The following is a 16,036-nucleotide window of genomic DNA, read 5'->3' as shown; positions in this document are numbered from 1 at the left end:
CAAGTCAAATATAGCGATTGAGGTATTTATTTGCCGATTTTTTTAAGGAATTCTCAAAAAAAACATCAATCCACCGAATATTTGACGACTTTATCACCAAGCAATTAACAAATCATAAAAAAATCTCCTATTCCTCATTAACGATCAGCTAAAAAAACACCAAAAAGAAAAAGCCAAAGAGCTAAAGAGTTGTTAAGGGGTGACTTTCAAAAAACATTTGGTATCCATTCGCAAGGCGCGATACAAGAATAATAAAAGAATGGATAAATAGCGACCCTAAATTTAAAAATTTACCTAAAATCAGCATATTTTTTATAATTCCCTTATCATTATGCTGGAAATTATGTATTTTAAATGAAGACCTTAAAACAATAACCATATATTACTTACAACTTTAGCCCGAAACCCTATTACCTTATGAACAACAAACCCTGGCTCCAAAACTATCCCCAAGGAGTATCTGAGCACATCAACCCTGCGGTTTACACCAATCTTATTGAACTTATTGAAGAGGCGGTCAACACTTACGGAGAGCAAATCGCCTTTGAAAATATGGGCGCCGCCATGACTTTTAACCAAATCGACCAACTTAGCGATGATTTTGCAGCCTATCTGCAACAATCTCTAGGTCTTAAAAAAGGAGATCGAATAGCCATTCAGATGCCCAACCTCCTGCAATACCCCATCGTCATGTTTGGTGCATTGAAAGCAGGCCTGATCGTGGTTAACACCAATCCGTTATATACCACTCATGAAATGGCACATCAGTTCAAAGATTCCGGAGCGAAAGCCATTGTAATCGTTGCCAACTTCGCCTCGAATCTGGAAGAAATTCTTACGGACACGGACATTAAGCATGTTATTGTCACCAAATTAGGTGATTTACTTGGCGGCTTAAAAGGCAACATTGTGAACTTTGTTGTGAAACATATTAAAAAAATGGTCCCTCCATATCAATTGGACGGGCATGTTTCTTTTAAAGACGCGTTAAAAGAAGGCAGCAAGCTCCGGCTGGAAAAAGTAGAATTGGCTCCGGAAGATTTGGCCTTTTTACAATATACGGGAGGCACCACGGGAATCTCCAAAGGCGCGATGTTGACCCACCGGAACATCATCGCCAATATGGAGCAAAATGGCGCATGGATGATGACCGGTTTGGTAGCTGGGAAGGAAATTGTAATCACGGCTTTACCATTATACCACATTTTTGCGCTCACAGTGAATTGCTGGCTGTTCTTCAAAACCGGTGGAAAAAACATCTTAATCACGAATCCACGAGATTTACCCGCTTTTATCAAAGAACTAAAAAAACATCCATTCTCGGTTTTTACTGGCGTGAACACTTTATTCAATGCCTTATTATTACAGAAGGACTTTTTAAATATTGATTTCTCCAATTTTAAAGTGGCCATTGGCGGCGGCATGGCAGTACAGGACCATGTAGCTGAAAAGTGGAAAAAAGTAACCGGATGCCCATTGGCCGAAGGCTATGGATTAACAGAATCTTCCCCGGTGGTGGCCTGCAACCCGATTGATGGCTCCGAAAAAATCGGGACGATCGGCATGCCTTTGCCAAGTACTGACGTGCGCATCGTTTCCGACGAAGGAAAGGATATGGATTTCGGGGAACATGGAGAAGTCTGGGTGCGTGGCCCGCAGGTGATGAGAGGCTACTGGAACAGAACAGACGAAACAGCGCTGGTCATGGAAGGGGATTGGTTAAAGACCGGAGATATTGGATATATGACCGTTGAGGGCTATATTAAGCTAGTCGATCGAAAAAAGGAAATGATCAATGTTTCCGGCTTCAATGTTTACCCCAATGAGGTAGAAGCTGCCGTCACTTCTCACCCCAAAGTGGCGGAAGCTGGGGTTATTGGAATACCGGATGAAAAATCCAATGAAACCGTAAAGGCATTTATCATCAAAAATGACCCGACACTAACCAAAGAAGAAATTTTCACTTATTGTAAAGCACATTTAACTGCCTACAAACGACCTAAACATATTGAATTTTTGGAAGAATTACCCAAATCCAATGTGGGCAAAATATTAAGGAGAAAATTAAAGGAATACGAGGAACGCAAAAGCGTTTCTGTATAACCAGAACCACTATGAACCAAAAAAGGCTAGCATAATTGCTAGCCTTTCCTTTTTTATAAGCTTTTGATTATTGCTCATCTTCTTCGTGAACGAAGGAATACAATTGGTCATCAAGTTTTAATGCACCGCTATTGTAATCATCCACAAACTTGGCAATTACCTGATTGTCGATCGCATCCACATTCAACGCTACATCCACATAGATTTCCGTATCCAAATCGGAATTGTAATCCAAAGTAACATGCTCTTTCACCTTCACGGTTCCTTCTGCCTCAGCTTCCATCATGGCATCTGCCAAAACTTCTTCTACTTCTTCGATTTGCTGATCTGTCAGGTTCCACTCCTCAGAATTCTGCGGAAGATTAGGAAAACGCTTCAACACCTCTTTCTCGGCCTCTTCATAGAGCTCACCGGCATGCTCCAAACGAAGGGTGGACATCATCACATCAAAGATCACCTCTTCTCCTTCATGCTTGCCAACAAAACGAAAGTTGACCATTTCGTCATTATTGTCGCCCTCATCCACAATTTGGTGATTTACGCCAGCAGCGGCAAATTCAGCTTTCAATGCTTCAACTGCCTTCGGATCAAGATTTTTTAGTACCTTACTCATAATACAATTAATTTCTGCATCCAAAGAACGGAATTTTATCCTATTAAAAAGTTATTTTTGCGGAAATTTCAGAAAAATTTTTCCAGAGGCCCTGCCCTCGCTATACCTATAAATATCCGTCTTTTATGAAAATCATCGCAATCGGGAGAAACTATGTAGACCATATTAAAGAACTGAACAATGAACGCCCGGACGAACCTGTGATTTTTACCAAACCCGAAACCGCCTATCTTCGCTCGGTGGACCCTTTCTATATTCCGGACTGGACCAATGATGTCCATCATGAGGTAGAAATAGTGGTGAAGATTAATCACAATGGAAAAAACATCAAACCTAAATTTGCGCATAAATATTATGATGAGGTGGGCATTGGTATCGATTTTACGGCCAGGGATCTTCAGGCCAAATTAAAAGCGAAAGGTTTACCCTGGGACACCGCTAAAGGTTTCAATGGCTCCGCTCCGGTTTCCCAGACTTTTATACCAAAAGACGAACTGGATTTGTCCAATCTTGATTTTTCTCTAAAAGTGAATAAGGAAGAACGACAAAAAGGTAATACGTCTCATATGATTTGGAGTATCGATGAAATCATTGCCCATATGAGTAAGTTTTTTATGCTCAAAAAAGGTGATTTGATTTTCACCGGTACCCCTGCCGGAGTAGGAAAGGTGAACATCGGTGATAAGCTGGAGTGTTTCATTGGTGAAAAGAAAATGCTGGAGGTGGACGTGAAATAATCCCGAAAAAATAAAAAAACTTAGCGCGTGTTTAAAACTGCACTATCCGACTGCAAATTCGAATTATTGGAAGTGAGTTTGGATAATTTCTCAATAATAGCGCTACTAATCCCTCAAAATAATCGGGTATGGCTTCTGCCATAATCAAATTTTCGTTACGAATTTTGGCTTTTAAACACGCTCTTAATGACTGTCGCTTTTTTTTCGTTTGATAAAGAGACAGTCATTTTTTTTATTGCGAACTATTCTAACCCATAACCTTCGAATACATTTTATGAAATGCTCCCCTATCCTTTTTTTCAGCTTTCTATTCTACCTCCTGTCTTTCCCGCTACTTGCACAGGTGGAAGCAGAAAAAGGTTATTATATCTTCCCCATACAAACCGGCAAAACTAACTTTCTCTCCGGCACCATGGGAGAACTCAGACCCGGACACTTCCACGCCGGTATTGACATTAAAACCAAAGGCGTCACGGGCTTACTCGTATATGCCGCAGCGGATGGATATATTTCCAGAATCAAAATCTCCCATGGAGGTTACGGTTGGGCATTATACATTGCTCACCCCAATGGCTCCACCACCGTATACGGCCACTTACTTTCCTTTAATGATAAAATTGCCCGGGAAGTCCTAAAAAAACAATACCAGGAGAAATCCTATACCATTGAAATGTTTCCTGGCCCCAAAGATTTTCCGGTGAAACAAGGGGAAGTCATTGCACTTTCCGGCAACTCAGGTGGATCAGGCGGCCCACATTTACATTTCGAAATTCGTGATAAGGAACAAAGAGTGGTGAACCCCCTCTCCTACGGCTTTAAAGAAATTAAAGATGACATCCCCCCTTCGGCCGTTCGACTGGCACTTCGCCCAATGGAAATCGATAGCCGCATCAATCACGGGTTCCAATGGACCGACTGGCCGCTAAGCTTAAAAAACGGGTATTACGAAATTACAGATCCCATAGCGGCAAACGGAAAACTCGGCATAGAGATCATGGCCTTTGACCGATTGAACGGAGCCTCCAACAAAAATGGCATTTCCAGTTTTGAGCTTTTCATCAATGACAGCCTGACTTACCAGCATCATTTAGACTTATTGTCATTTGTGGAAAGCCGACAGATTTTGGTTCACACCAATTATGAAATCGAAAAACTAAGAAGACAACGCTTCGCAAAATTATATCTGGATCAGGGGAATCATTTGGCTTTTCAGCAACAGGCTTATGGAGATGGTACTTTTTGGGTAGAACCCGACAGCACTTACCATATCAGGATCCGGATGACAGATGCTTATCAAAATAAACGCGAAGTCAGATTCACCATTCAGGGAGAAATTCCTGACAGAAGTGAAATCCCGGGCATGGACAAATCAAAAGCCCCCTATGGCTTTAAGCTTGCGGGGAATATTTTGAAGTACTGGGAGCAAAAGCCAGCGGACGAATACAAGGAGAGCCTTTTATATGAAGGACATGCCCAAAGAATAAAAACGGCGGATTATAGCAACGAAAACAGCCAGTATTATCTAATTGATTTATACGATGGCATCCCTGATTCCATTAAAATTTCAAGTAACACGATCCGCCCCCCTTTCAAATTGAGATTCCGGCGGCCAGTAACATCAATTTCTTTCATAAGAATTTAAAATTAAAATTCACCAAAAACACACTGTTTCAGGACTTATACTTAAATACAGACTATCAGTATGATGAGAAATTAAGAGAGGAAATATTCAGTATTGGCGAAACGACTATCCCTCTCAAAAGCAACTTTTACGCAGAATTAAAATTACAGCAGGCGTACGAACAGGAAAAAGCAGCAGTGTACCAAAAAGTTGGAAAGGGATATAGCTATATAGGCGGCACCTGGGAAGAAGAAAAAGTGATAAAGTTCAAGAGCAGATCATTTGGTCAGTTTACTATTAAATACGATAGTATCCCTCCAAAAATTCATCCTATAATAGTAAACAATAAAAAATGTAAGTTTAGAATCACCGATGAGCGCTCCGGCATCAGCAGCTACAACGCCTGGATCAATGACCAATGGCTTTTGCTACATTATGACTATAAAACAAATATGATTTGGTCCGAAAGACTGGACAAAACTATCCCATTAAAAGGACTGTTACGGGTGGAAGTCACAGATCAAATCGGGAATAAAAAGATATATGAAAAGCACATACCATAGACTAAAATATCCTTTTATTTACGTATACGAAAGCTTATATTGCGAATCCCATTTGATCAAATAAACCAAAATTCACAAACATAAACCGATCCAAACCATGGCATTAGAAATTGGCAAAGCCGCTCCGGCATTCGAGGGCAAAGACCAAAATGGTAATTTGATTAAATTATCAGATTTCAAAGGCAAAAAAGTAGTATTGTACTTCTACCCAAAAGACAATACCCCAGGATGTACTGCCCAGGCTTGTAATTTGCGAGACAATTATGAAGTATTGATGGAAAAAGGCTATGAAGTAATTGGGAATTCACCAAAAACACACTGTTTCAGGACTTATACTTAAATACAGACTATCAGTATGATGAGAAATTAAGAGAGGAAATATTCAGTATTGGCGAAACGACTATCCCTCTCAAAAGCAACTTTTACGCAGAATTAAAATTACAGCAGGCGTACGAACAGGAAAAAGCAGCAGTGTACCAAAAAGTTGGAAAGGGATATAGCTATATAGGCGGCACCTGGGAAGAAGAAAAAGTGATAAAGTTCAAGAGCAGATCATTTGGTCAGTTTACTATTAAATACGATAGTATCCCTCCAAAAATTCATCCTATAATAGTAAACAATAAAAAATGTAAGTTTAGAATCACCGATGAGCGCTCCGGCATCAGCAGCTACAACGCCTGGATCAATGACCAATGGCTTTTGCTACATTATGACTATAAAACAAATATGATTTGGTCCGAAAGACTGGACAAAACTATCCCATTAAAAGGACTGTTACGGGTGGAAGTCACAGATCAAATCGGGAATAAAAAGATATATGAAAAGCACATACCATAGACTAAAATATCCTTTTATTTACGTATACGAAAGCTTATATTGCGAATCCCATTTGATCAAATAAACCAAAATTCACAAACATAAACCGATCCAAACCATGGCATTAGAAATTGGCAAAGCCGCTCCGGCATTCGAGGGCAAAGACCAAAATGGTAATTTGATTAAATTATCAGATTTCAAAGGCAAAAAAGTAGTATTGTACTTCTACCCAAAAGACAATACCCCAGGATGTACTGCCCAGGCTTGTAATTTGCGAGACAATTATGAAGTATTGATGGAAAAAGGCTATGAAGTAATTGGGGTATCAACTGACTCTGAAACTTCCCACCAAAAATTCATCAGCAAACATGAACTTCCATTTCCTCTGATTGCAGATGAGGACAAAGCCGTTCATGAAATGTATGGCACCTGGGGGGAAAAGAAAAATTATGGAAGAACCTATATGGGTACCATCCGCACCACCTTCATCATTGACGAAGAAGGAAAGCTGGAGGAAATCATAGAAAAAGTAAAAACCAAAGAACATACGGCGCAAATCATCCAATAAACTGGCCTCGAACTCCTCCTATGCAAGTTAAATACCTCAAAATATTTCGGCTTTACCTAAACGGATGGCCTGTCCAAAAGATTGCAGATCATTTTGATCTGCACTGGAAAGGCATCAGACAAATAATCGGGAAGGTATATAAAGAAATAGATTGCACAGAAGATGATTCAAGGCGTATGGTAGATCAAAGGTTCATTCAATACGTCAACAAGACGATTTCTGAACTTAACAATCTACAATCTGATGATGAAGAATTTTAAGAGGAGCCCTGCTCCTCTTTTTTTTGGGTTCAGTCTATCCGATTTTGACATATTTTCACCTCACAGGTATCCGCAATAGAATTGGAATAGTTTTCGGCACTAAATTGCCATATGAAAATTTTATTACTATCGCTATTATTTCAAATTCAAACTGAAGTCACTGCTGACACCACTTACCTTGACAAGCAATTTAACGTTTGCGATAAAGCTCATGCCTCCTACTACCGGCAGGAAGGCCTTGAAAGCATGTGCGAGGATTTCAACCTCGACCACCAAATAATGCGCCGGGGGGCCATCGTCGACGGTAAAGAAAATGGTAAATTCTTTTACTTTCACCCCAATGGAAACATTAAAGGGGTCAAATATTTTGAAAAGGGAAAGAAAATAGGATTATGGCAATGGTGGTACTCGAATGGCCAATTAAAAGAAGAGGGGCACTGGGAAGTGGTAAAACAAAAAAATGGCCGTGAGCGAGAACAATTTATTATTAAAAATTTCTTCGATGAAGAGGGGAATCAATTACTATCTGAAGGGTCAGGAAAATACTTTGCCCATGATCAGGAGGGGAACCTGATTCAGAAAGGTCAATACGAGAATAGCAAAAAAACCGGAATTTGGTACTCCTACAATACAAGCGGAAAAATTATTAAGGAGGAAGAATTCTAGAAAAAATTCCACAAAAAAACCGATGTGTTTCAACATCGGCTCAAAGAAAATTAACTATCGAACTTTTTGGATGGGAAAAAGAACCGGCAGGTACAGGAACCTGCCGATTTCAAAAACTATCCAGGATCTTTTAAACGGGCTTGGCATGACCACCTTCAAATATACTCGAGACAGAATTTCAAGTTCGTCCCTGTTTACTTCATCTCAATGAGATTTTGTATCTATTATCTATACTATTTTTTATTTAATATCAATCATTATTTCTACAAAGCCTTTGATCCACTCAGTCATCAAAATTTAAAAAAAGGTAATTCAACAATTATCAACTGCTTAATTTTTTCTTGGGTCTGTCATTTTATAAAACATGACTTTCCAATAACCCTTTCCACCTCAATTTTGGCTATTATTTAAAACTGAGCACATAACAGGCCCTAAGCTTCAAAGCACTTTATAGCCATTCACAAAAAAAAGCCACAATAGAGCGAAACCTAGCCAATTAAGGCAAATTCACCGCTTTAGGGATTATTCTCAAGAAAATAAAGCATTTTGCATATTGCAGAAATGACAAACTCTATTCATTTACATTACCAAATCCCGGGCAATGTTAAATCATTAGCTTTGAGCTACGGCAGGTCTCCTGACTTTCCGAGACACTTTACGACCTTCCCACCCTTACGGGCAGTGGTGAGGGATGTAAAATATTCAAAATACGGATTTACAGTTGCGGGAACAGTGTTTGAATTGCACAAACTTCCCTTTTCATCTTCCTTGGAAGAACCGTCCTCATTGACAAAGTTAAAGGCAATTTTATAAATCCCAAAAAAAAGAAACACTCTTTCGAAAATTATTTGTTTGACCCTAAACAGGACTAGCCTGGCTCCTTTTCTGTAAAAAGTAGATGTGGCTGGCTAAGCCAAATTACAGCCCACAGGATTCAATAAACCCACCCAAAGAGTTTATCTTATATGATTTAGGTGTATATTTTCCTAAATTCTTAAGCCGGAGTATTCATGCTTCAAACCTCGGTTAACTGTAAGTCAAGGATTTACGAAAGCAGAATTCGGCTTAGGACAAAAAAAATTCCCCGCAGGGAATTTTAATCTTTACTTAACCCCCAGTTCAGGGTGTTTTCCTTTTACCGTTCGGTAGAAAGACATAATCTCTTCCAAATCCTGATCATAATTTCCTGTGGGATGATACACACTATGAATACCGGCACGTTTACGTTCAAAATCCAGATACCCCAAAGCAATGGGCACCTCCGCCATTTCTGCCAGGCGATAAAAACCTGACTTCCATTTCTCCACATATTTCCGCGTACCCTCAGGAGTGATCATGATCATCATTTCATCATTTTCCTTGTACAAATTTGCCATCGCCTCCACCATGGATAACTTCTGATCGTCTCGCATCCCTTTGGGGCGACGATCAATACCGATGGCACCTAAGCGTTTTAGTAATCCCCCAAACACTTTATTGTCCGTCCATTCGCGCTTTATGGTATATTTTACCGGAAGGCCCAATAGAAAAAAAGCTGCCCGGGCATAAATAAAATCCCAATTACTGGTATGCGGAGCAGCGATAACCACCGCTTTCTTTAAACCAATATGGCTGTCGCCCTCAATTTTCCAACCGGAAACTTTAAATATTATTTTTGAAATGAATTTCCACATGAATCAATTAATTTGCTGCAAACTTAGGTTTTCAGTAGGTAAAATAAAAGGCAGGAAGAAATTAACCCGAATTATTCATGCTTTAATCCTCGTTTAGCTGCAAGGCGGAAAAAATGATGGAATACTTCCCTATTGCAATTTTCCAACGAAGCAGATAAATTAGGAGAAAGCAAGCTTGCCCCCATTTGGGCTATTAACAAATCAGTAATTACAATTTTAGAAAAATGAAAATAAGCCGCTTAGCGCACAACCTTAATTCAGCTGCAAATATTTCGGCTTAAGCGTTTAATTCCTGTTGCCTCAAAAAATCTTTTGCGTAGTGATAACCTATTTCAAAAATATCATCCAAGCCCTCCAGTTTCAGCGGAGAGTAGCCGGCTAATTGTGGAGCTTCCAGGTACCAATCACAATATCGCTGACTGTGTTGAACATTCACATTAACGGCCAACAACAAACTCCGCTCTAGATTCTTTTTCAAACTAAAATCTGTACACCCCTTCTGTATTACATTGCAATTAAAACCCACCGTCACATCCATTCTACCAACCAAGGCTTCCACCGGCATATTATTTAACATTCCTCCGTCAATAAGCATTTTTCCATCAATAGGTACCGGTGCAAAAATTGCCGGAATCGCACAGCTGGCCATTAAGGGCAAAATTAAATCTCCAGTATCAAAATAACATATTTGACCATCCACCAAATCAATCGCTGCAACGGTCAGGGGGATAGATAATTCCTCAAATTTGTCAACTGCCAGGTATTTATAAAACAAAGGCTTCAATTGTTCTATATTTAATAAGCCCTTTTTGCTCCAGGCAGGCCTAACCAGCTTTGTCAAAGAAAGCGACTTAATGATCCCAAGCAATTCTTCCGCCGGATAACCTGCGGCATAAAAGGCTGCCACAATGGCTCCGGAGGAAGTCCCACTAACTGCTGAAAACTGAATACCAACTTCTTCGAAGGCCTTGATCATCCCCAAATGGGCCACTCCTTTCACCCCGCCACCGGAAAAACAAGCGCCAATTTTTTTTTGATCCAAATTGATAGAATAAGCCTTCATTCTATTTAATTATCGTTGAAAAATTAATTTTATAGTCTAAATTTGGGCATTAAGAAATAGTTTTTTTACCTATCGCCCCCTATTATGAACTTTTCTAAGTTATTTAAAAGTGAGACCAATAGCAATATCGGGATTCACCAGCAAAACAGTATGATGGCGACCAAATTTTGTGCTGCATTATTAATCCTCATTAATTTAGGACTGGCCTCCCTGAATTATTGGAATGGCGGCAACCTTTTTTGGATTCCACTGACCCACATTTTTTTATTACTGCTAAGCCTGGCCTTCAATCTAAACCAGTCATACCGAACGGCTCGTTCTATTCTTATTTACAGCAGTATCATCTTTGCCTGCATCATTTCCTGTGCAGATACCCCGGCTGGTGCCGAACCCACGCTGGAAATGATTTTATATCAGGTCAATATTGCCACAATACCATTTTTATTGCTCTCTTTCCGAAACCCAAAAGACTTGCTCCTAGCTTTTGGATTGAGCATTTTAGCGCTGGCGGGGCCTTTGTTCTTCGCGGGAACATTTCAACCGGAAGGATTGATTTTCGGACCAGTAGATACCATCAGCCGAAAAATAACCGCGGGCTTTTTCACCCTTTTGCTTTTCGCCATTATCTTATTAATGGAATACTTTGCTCACCTCCAAAGAAAATCCAATGAAGAGTTGGTGGAAAACATGGATCAAAAGCAAAAAGACCTGGTAAAACAATCAGAAGAAATGGAGGATTATGTCTCCAAAATTAAGGAGCAAAAGGCCATTGATGAAAAACGGCAATGGATCACTCAAGGAGTTTCAGCCATTGACCAATTACTGCGCACCAATGAAAAGGACGATGCACTACAGGATCAAATCATCAGGGAAATTGTAAATTATGCCGGCGCCATTCAGGGAGGCCTGTACAGTGTGGAAGGAGAAAGTGAGGACCTGCATTTACAACTTACTGCCTGCTATGCTTACAATCGCAAAAAGTACCACGAGCAAAAAATTGAAATTGGCGAAGGCCTGGTGGGGCAATGTTATCTGGAGCAAGAAACCATTTACCTGACGGAGGTTCCGGAAAACTACATTTCCATTACTTCCGGCCTGGGAGAAGCGAATCCGAATTGTATTTTAATTATGCCTTTGAAATACAATGAAGAAATTGTCGGAGTGATTGAACTAGCGGCCTTTCAGGTGATGGATGAATACCATATGGAATACCTGCAAAAAGCATCCCATTCAGTCGCCTCTTACCTGATCAACAATAAAATAAATGCACGCACTCAGCTGTTACTGGAAGAATCTCAATTAGCCACGGAGCAACTAAGGGCTCAGGAGGAAGAGATGCGCCAAAACATGGAAGAGCTTCACGCTACGCACGAGCAAATCACGCGGATGCAGGATGAACAAAAGGAGCAACATGAAAAAATGATAACAGAAATACAGCAACACGCTAAGGTCTTCCAGAAAATATTCAATGTGGTGCCCAACAAGATTTTCATGAAAGATGATGAGTGTCGCATGATAATGGTCAATGAAGCCGTTTGTAAAGCTCATAACTGTTCGGAGGAGGACCTGTTAGGTAAATCAGACCTTGACTTCTTTGGTGAAGAGGTAGGACGACCCATGATAGATGAAGAAAAAGAAATCATGAGAACCGGAGCGCGGGAATATCGCCAAACAGAGGCTGCAGACCTTTCAGGAGGTAAAACCAAATACCTGAGAACCATCAAAATGCCGTTTTTTATTGATTACCTGGGCATCACCGGCTTGTTAGGCATTCAGTTTGACGAAACAGAAAAGTATGAATTTGAGGACAAGATCCGACAATTAGAGGAAGAACTCTTCAAAAGTAAAAAGATGATCAAATAATACATTAAACAAAAAAAGCTGTCAGTAAGGGCAGCTTTTTTACTTTCAGAAAGCCAACCTCAAAACCCCTATGATCAAAAAAAGCCTTCTACTCTTCTCACTGCTTTTATGCAGCCAGTTCTCCCAAGCCCAGTACGGCTTATCCGCCACTTACTTTATACCAAAGAATGGCTCATTTTCCAACCCGGTTACACCTTTTAGTTTTCGGGGCCTGGGCCAATCCTGGGGACTATTTGGTGTAGAAACGGGCTTCACGCTTTTTCGTATGGCCGGCATGAATATTAAGGAAACTGCCATTAAAACCAATGAAAGCCTTACCGATCCTTTCTTTTCCTTAATGATTCCGGTAGAAGCTGTATTTAGCCTTCCTACAGGAATCGGCTTATTTCAACTCAAAGGAGGAGGGTTTTTATATGGTAATTTGGATGCCAAGACCCATCTAGGAAACTTTGACCGGGCTTATAAAAAACAAAATGACTGGATATTGGCCAATGCCGATCTAGAGAATAAAAACGGACTGGGTTATGGCTATCGCTTTGGCTTAAGTTATCTCGTAGAAATCAACCCCCAGGTCAGCCTTACGCTAGAAGGCAATTACCTTTCCGGGCAAAGCGAATGGGCATGGAAAGGAACGGTCGAAGGCGTGAATGCCAGTGGTGATTTCATTCGAGAAGCATTCAGTGAAGCCAATGCTCAACTGGATTATTCAGGATATGAGATTTCCATCGGCTTGGTTTTCCAATCTGCTAACCCAAAGAAAAAGGGCAAAAGGCGAAGAAGAAGGTAAAACAAAAAAGGCAGTATTTTGGTACTGCCTTTTTTTTACATTTCAATATTTTTTTTCAAATCGTCGATTTGCTCCTGCGGAACGTCCTGCATATTTAACAGCAAAAAGCCATCCAATGCATCATTAAAATCCGGATCAACATTAAAGGCGAGAATTTTCCCATTCTGCTTAATATACTTCTTTAACAAAATCGGAACCCCGTGATGAACAGGATCCACATCTCCGATCAACTTATCAAAGCGCTGAAAATCATCCCCGGTAAAATCCCAAAGTGGCTCATGATCGAAATCATCAAACTGTACTTTAAATTCATTCAACGGTTGAATAAATTTGGCTAAGTCATGATCAAAATAAAACTTCTTCACAAACTCAGCAATCAGACTTTTGGAAAGCGTAGTGTATTCATTGGATATACTTACCGGCCCCAGCAAATACTGATAATGATTCTCAGACAACATTAACATCAATAGACCTTGCCACAATAAAAACAATGGAAGGCGTTTTAACTGATATTCCTGACGAACAAATGAACGACCTAACTCACAACCGTGAATCAAATAGGGACTGAACTTTTCATCAATCTGAAAAAGCGAACTGGTATAGAATCCTTTGATCCCATATTTGTTCATAATCTCTTCGCCCTTCCCAATTCGGTAGGCTCCTACGATGCTATTATTCTCCTTATCCCAAACAAAAAGGTGATGATAATACATATCGTATTCGTCCAAATCCAGTGCCTTATTGGTGCCTTCTCCTACCGCCCGGAAAGTAATCTCTCTTAGCCGGCCAATTTCCTGGAGAATATTCGGAACTCTTCTGGCGCTGCAAATGTAAACCTGAAAGGGGCCGTTTTCCACCACCAGCTGGTCTTGGGAATTATCCAGTTCCTGCTGAATTAATTCCAGACTAACGGCTGGGATAATCTCCTCCACCCCTACCGGCTTTTGCTCTAACTGCTTCTTTGCAAATATCTTATCTGAAGTAATTTCGGATTCCAACCGGCAACCCAGCATCATGGTTTTTACTCTCAAAAACCTTGAAAAACGGTTAAAGTCCTTAAACTCATTTTGCTCCTCGGCACTGATCGGATTACCGATAATAACACGTAACTTCTTTGGCCCTTCACTGATCCATTCATTCAAATCCAGCTCGCCATTGGATACTTTCATCAAATGAAAAAACAAATCATTTTGCCCCTGAATATATATCGGAATGATGGGTACACCGGCTTTTTTCACCGCTGCAATATGATCCAAATCCCATTGACGGTCCGCAATTTCTTTATCGTCCGTATAAAAACTTTCCACATCTCCGGAAGGAAACAAACCAATTCCATGACCTTCTTTGATGGCCTGCTGAATAGATTCCTCAAAGCTATTGCTTTCCTCTGCGATAAAATGATCCAGCACTTCTTCTCCGGTAACATGCTCTCCGTAAATTTTAAAATCAAAACGGCGATTTCTCACCACTTTCATTAGAGAAACAAAATCTACGAAACCGAATGGATTATTACTGATGGTGATAAATGTTCCTGATTTAGGAATTCTGCGCAATTCCTTGCGATCTACCTCCAACTCAATTTCTACTTGTTGGAAAAAAGTATCCAAAATCTCCTCCCATCCCTCTTCACTATCTTGTTGCAAAGCATGTAATGGTTGAAACAAAGACTTGGTGTCCAACTTAATATCTCCCTTGTTCAGGGCTCCGAAAAACTCCTCTTTAGAAATAAACTTTTTCATATATGCATTATATTTCCAATACCGCTTCTGCAGACATGGAAAAATCTAACCCTATCCTCAAATTGTTTCAAAAAAACAATATCATGAAATCAGGTCATAATTTTTGAAGCTGCAATATTAATCATTTTTAGCCTAAATGACCATTTAATTCAGATTATCAAATCATCAAAACCCAGCATATCGCGCTTCACTTTGAGATAAAATAGGGGTATAAAATAAGGTTAAAAAATTTCTAAAGACAAAATAAGGATTAATTACTAAGTAAATTCAATTAAAACGGCTTTTTGTAGAAATAAATATTAGAGAAGACGAATAGTTCATGCATATCCCACCCCACAACCCCTTCAATTATAAGCTAATGAAAACAATTAAAGCCATTAGCTAAAAATAAATAATTATAGTCACCAGCCCCCAAATTAATTGAAAGCCATCCCCCAAATTAAATCGATAACCTAAAGAATTTTCACTGAACGCACTGTCCCCTCACGAACAAAATATAACTTTTACAATAAGACCAATTGAATACAACCAATAAAATGGGTATTTATGTAAAGATTCCTTGTTTATTATTTTGCATTAATTTAAAAATCCCCGTAATATCAATATATCAACAAGTGAGCATCTCATGATTAGAAGAAATACCCATCTTATCCTAAAGAGAGGATTTATTGAGTTTTATATCCTCCAATTGTTGTCAAAGGGACAAATTGACATTCATCAACTCATTAAGAAATTGAAAGATGTTTCTTTACTATGGGTGGAAGGCGTCATTTTCCCCATTCTTTTTGATTTGAAAAGAAATGAATATCTGCTCAAGGAAAACAGCAGTTCGGAGGATTCACCTACCATGAGATTATACTGCATTACGCCTAAAGGAGCCGATAAATTGGCTGCTCTAAAAGCAGAATGGGGAGAAATCGAAGATACCACACACGAATTCATGACCGACGAAGCTCAATAAGAC

Annotated in this window: 14 protein-coding genes, 1 pseudogene and 1 riboswitch; of the genes and pseudogenes, 11 read left to right on the top strand and 4 right to left on the bottom strand. The window is 39.7% G+C overall.

Translation table 11 applies throughout. From position 1 onward, the window contains the following. Positions 1-417 precede the first annotated feature (417 nt). The gene (locus tag NG22_RS05350) at positions 418-2,103 is read left to right on the top strand and encodes an AMP-binding protein (RefSeq protein ID WP_053404770.1); all 1,686 of its coding nucleotides are present in this window, start codon (positions 418-420) and stop codon (positions 2,101-2,103) included. A gap of 67 nt (positions 2,104-2,170) precedes the next feature. Here the strand turns inward: NG22_RS05350 and NG22_RS05345 are convergent, their stop codons facing one another. Beyond that, positions 2,171-2,716 (bottom strand): hypothetical protein, encoded by a 546-nt coding sequence (locus NG22_RS05345; RefSeq protein ID WP_063790916.1) that lies wholly within the window; start codon positions 2,714-2,716, stop codon positions 2,171-2,173. A gap of 125 nt (positions 2,717-2,841) precedes the next feature. On the opposite strand from NG22_RS05345, the gene NG22_RS05340 reads away from it, so the two are divergent. The 7 genes and pseudogenes from NG22_RS05340 (at position 2,842) to NG22_RS05305 (ending at position 7,947) form a co-directional block, all read left to right on the top strand. After that, the gene (locus tag NG22_RS05340; protein ID WP_053404768.1) at positions 2,842-3,453 is read left to right on the top strand and encodes a fumarylacetoacetate hydrolase family protein; all 612 of its coding nucleotides are present in this window, start codon (positions 2,842-2,844) and stop codon (positions 3,451-3,453) included. Between the two features lie 274 nt (positions 3,454-3,727). Next, on the top strand, positions 3,728-5,095 hold the full coding sequence (locus tag NG22_RS05335; RefSeq protein ID WP_053404767.1) for a M23 family metallopeptidase: 1,368 nt from the start codon (positions 3,728-3,730) through the stop codon (positions 5,093-5,095). Between the two features lie 176 nt (positions 5,096-5,271). Continuing rightward, a complete protein-coding gene (locus NG22_RS05330; protein ID WP_053404766.1) occupies positions 5,272-5,637 on the top strand; it encodes a hypothetical protein in 366 nt (121 codons plus the stop codon). Positions 5,638-5,734: 97 nt separating this feature from the next. Then, positions 5,735-5,956 (top strand): annotated as a pseudogene (locus tag NG22_RS05325) (peroxiredoxin); the annotation flags it as partial. A gap of 152 nt (positions 5,957-6,108) precedes the next feature. Next, positions 6,109-6,474: a hypothetical protein gene (locus NG22_RS05320; protein ID WP_053404766.1), complete on the top strand. Its 366-nt coding sequence runs from the start codon at positions 6,109-6,111 to the stop codon at positions 6,472-6,474. A gap of 97 nt (positions 6,475-6,571) precedes the next feature. Continuing rightward, complete coding sequence (gene bcp, locus NG22_RS05315; protein WP_053404765.1) at positions 6,572-7,021, top strand: thioredoxin-dependent thiol peroxidase; 450 nt, start codon at positions 6,572-6,574, stop codon at positions 7,019-7,021. A 371-nt stretch (positions 7,022-7,392) separates the two neighbouring features. Continuing rightward, complete coding sequence (locus NG22_RS05305; protein ID WP_053404763.1) at positions 7,393-7,947, top strand: toxin-antitoxin system YwqK family antitoxin; 555 nt, start codon at positions 7,393-7,395, stop codon at positions 7,945-7,947. Between the two features lie 609 nt (positions 7,948-8,556). Continuing rightward, positions 8,557-8,744: riboswitch (cobalamin riboswitch) on the bottom strand. A 306-nt stretch (positions 8,745-9,050) separates the two neighbouring features. Here the strand turns inward: NG22_RS05305 and NG22_RS05295 are convergent. After that, positions 9,051-9,620: a 1-acyl-sn-glycerol-3-phosphate acyltransferase gene (locus tag NG22_RS05295; protein ID WP_053404761.1), complete on the bottom strand. Its 570-nt coding sequence runs from the start codon at positions 9,618-9,620 to the stop codon at positions 9,051-9,053. A gap of 277 nt (positions 9,621-9,897) precedes the next feature. Next, positions 9,898-10,683, bottom strand: a complete 786-nt coding sequence (locus tag NG22_RS05290) for a patatin-like phospholipase family protein (RefSeq protein ID WP_053404760.1) — start codon at positions 10,681-10,683, stop codon at positions 9,898-9,900. Between the two features lie 84 nt (positions 10,684-10,767). Here NG22_RS05290 and NG22_RS05285 point away from each other — a divergent pair, with 84 nt between their 5' ends. Both NG22_RS05285 and NG22_RS05280 read left to right on the top strand, forming a co-directional pair. Then, the gene (locus NG22_RS05285) at positions 10,768-12,546 is read left to right on the top strand and encodes a GAF domain-containing protein (protein ID WP_053404759.1); all 1,779 of its coding nucleotides are present in this window, start codon (positions 10,768-10,770) and stop codon (positions 12,544-12,546) included. Positions 12,547-12,616: 70 nt separating this feature from the next. After that, positions 12,617-13,333 carry a hypothetical protein gene (locus NG22_RS05280; RefSeq protein WP_053404758.1) on the top strand — a complete coding sequence of 239 codons (717 nt, stop codon included), beginning with the start codon at positions 12,617-12,619 and terminating at the stop codon, positions 13,331-13,333. 35 nt (positions 13,334-13,368) lie between these two features. Here NG22_RS05280 and NG22_RS05275 read toward each other — a convergent pair whose 3' ends face one another. Continuing rightward, positions 13,369-15,072 (bottom strand): lysophospholipid acyltransferase family protein, encoded by a 1,704-nt coding sequence (locus NG22_RS05275; protein ID WP_053404757.1) that lies wholly within the window; start codon positions 15,070-15,072, stop codon positions 13,369-13,371. A gap of 625 nt (positions 15,073-15,697) precedes the next feature. Between NG22_RS05275 and NG22_RS05270 the strand changes: the two genes are divergently transcribed. Next, the gene (locus NG22_RS05270; RefSeq protein WP_053404756.1) at positions 15,698-16,033 is read left to right on the top strand and encodes a PadR family transcriptional regulator; all 336 of its coding nucleotides are present in this window, start codon (positions 15,698-15,700) and stop codon (positions 16,031-16,033) included. Positions 16,034-16,036 lie beyond the last annotated feature (3 nt).

This window comes from Persicobacter sp. CCB-QB2 (assembly GCF_001274635.1).
Classification (GTDB): domain Bacteria; phylum Bacteroidota; class Bacteroidia; order Cytophagales; family Cyclobacteriaceae; genus Persicobacter; species Persicobacter diffluens.
This window is presented reverse-complemented; position numbering and strand designations above follow the sequence as displayed.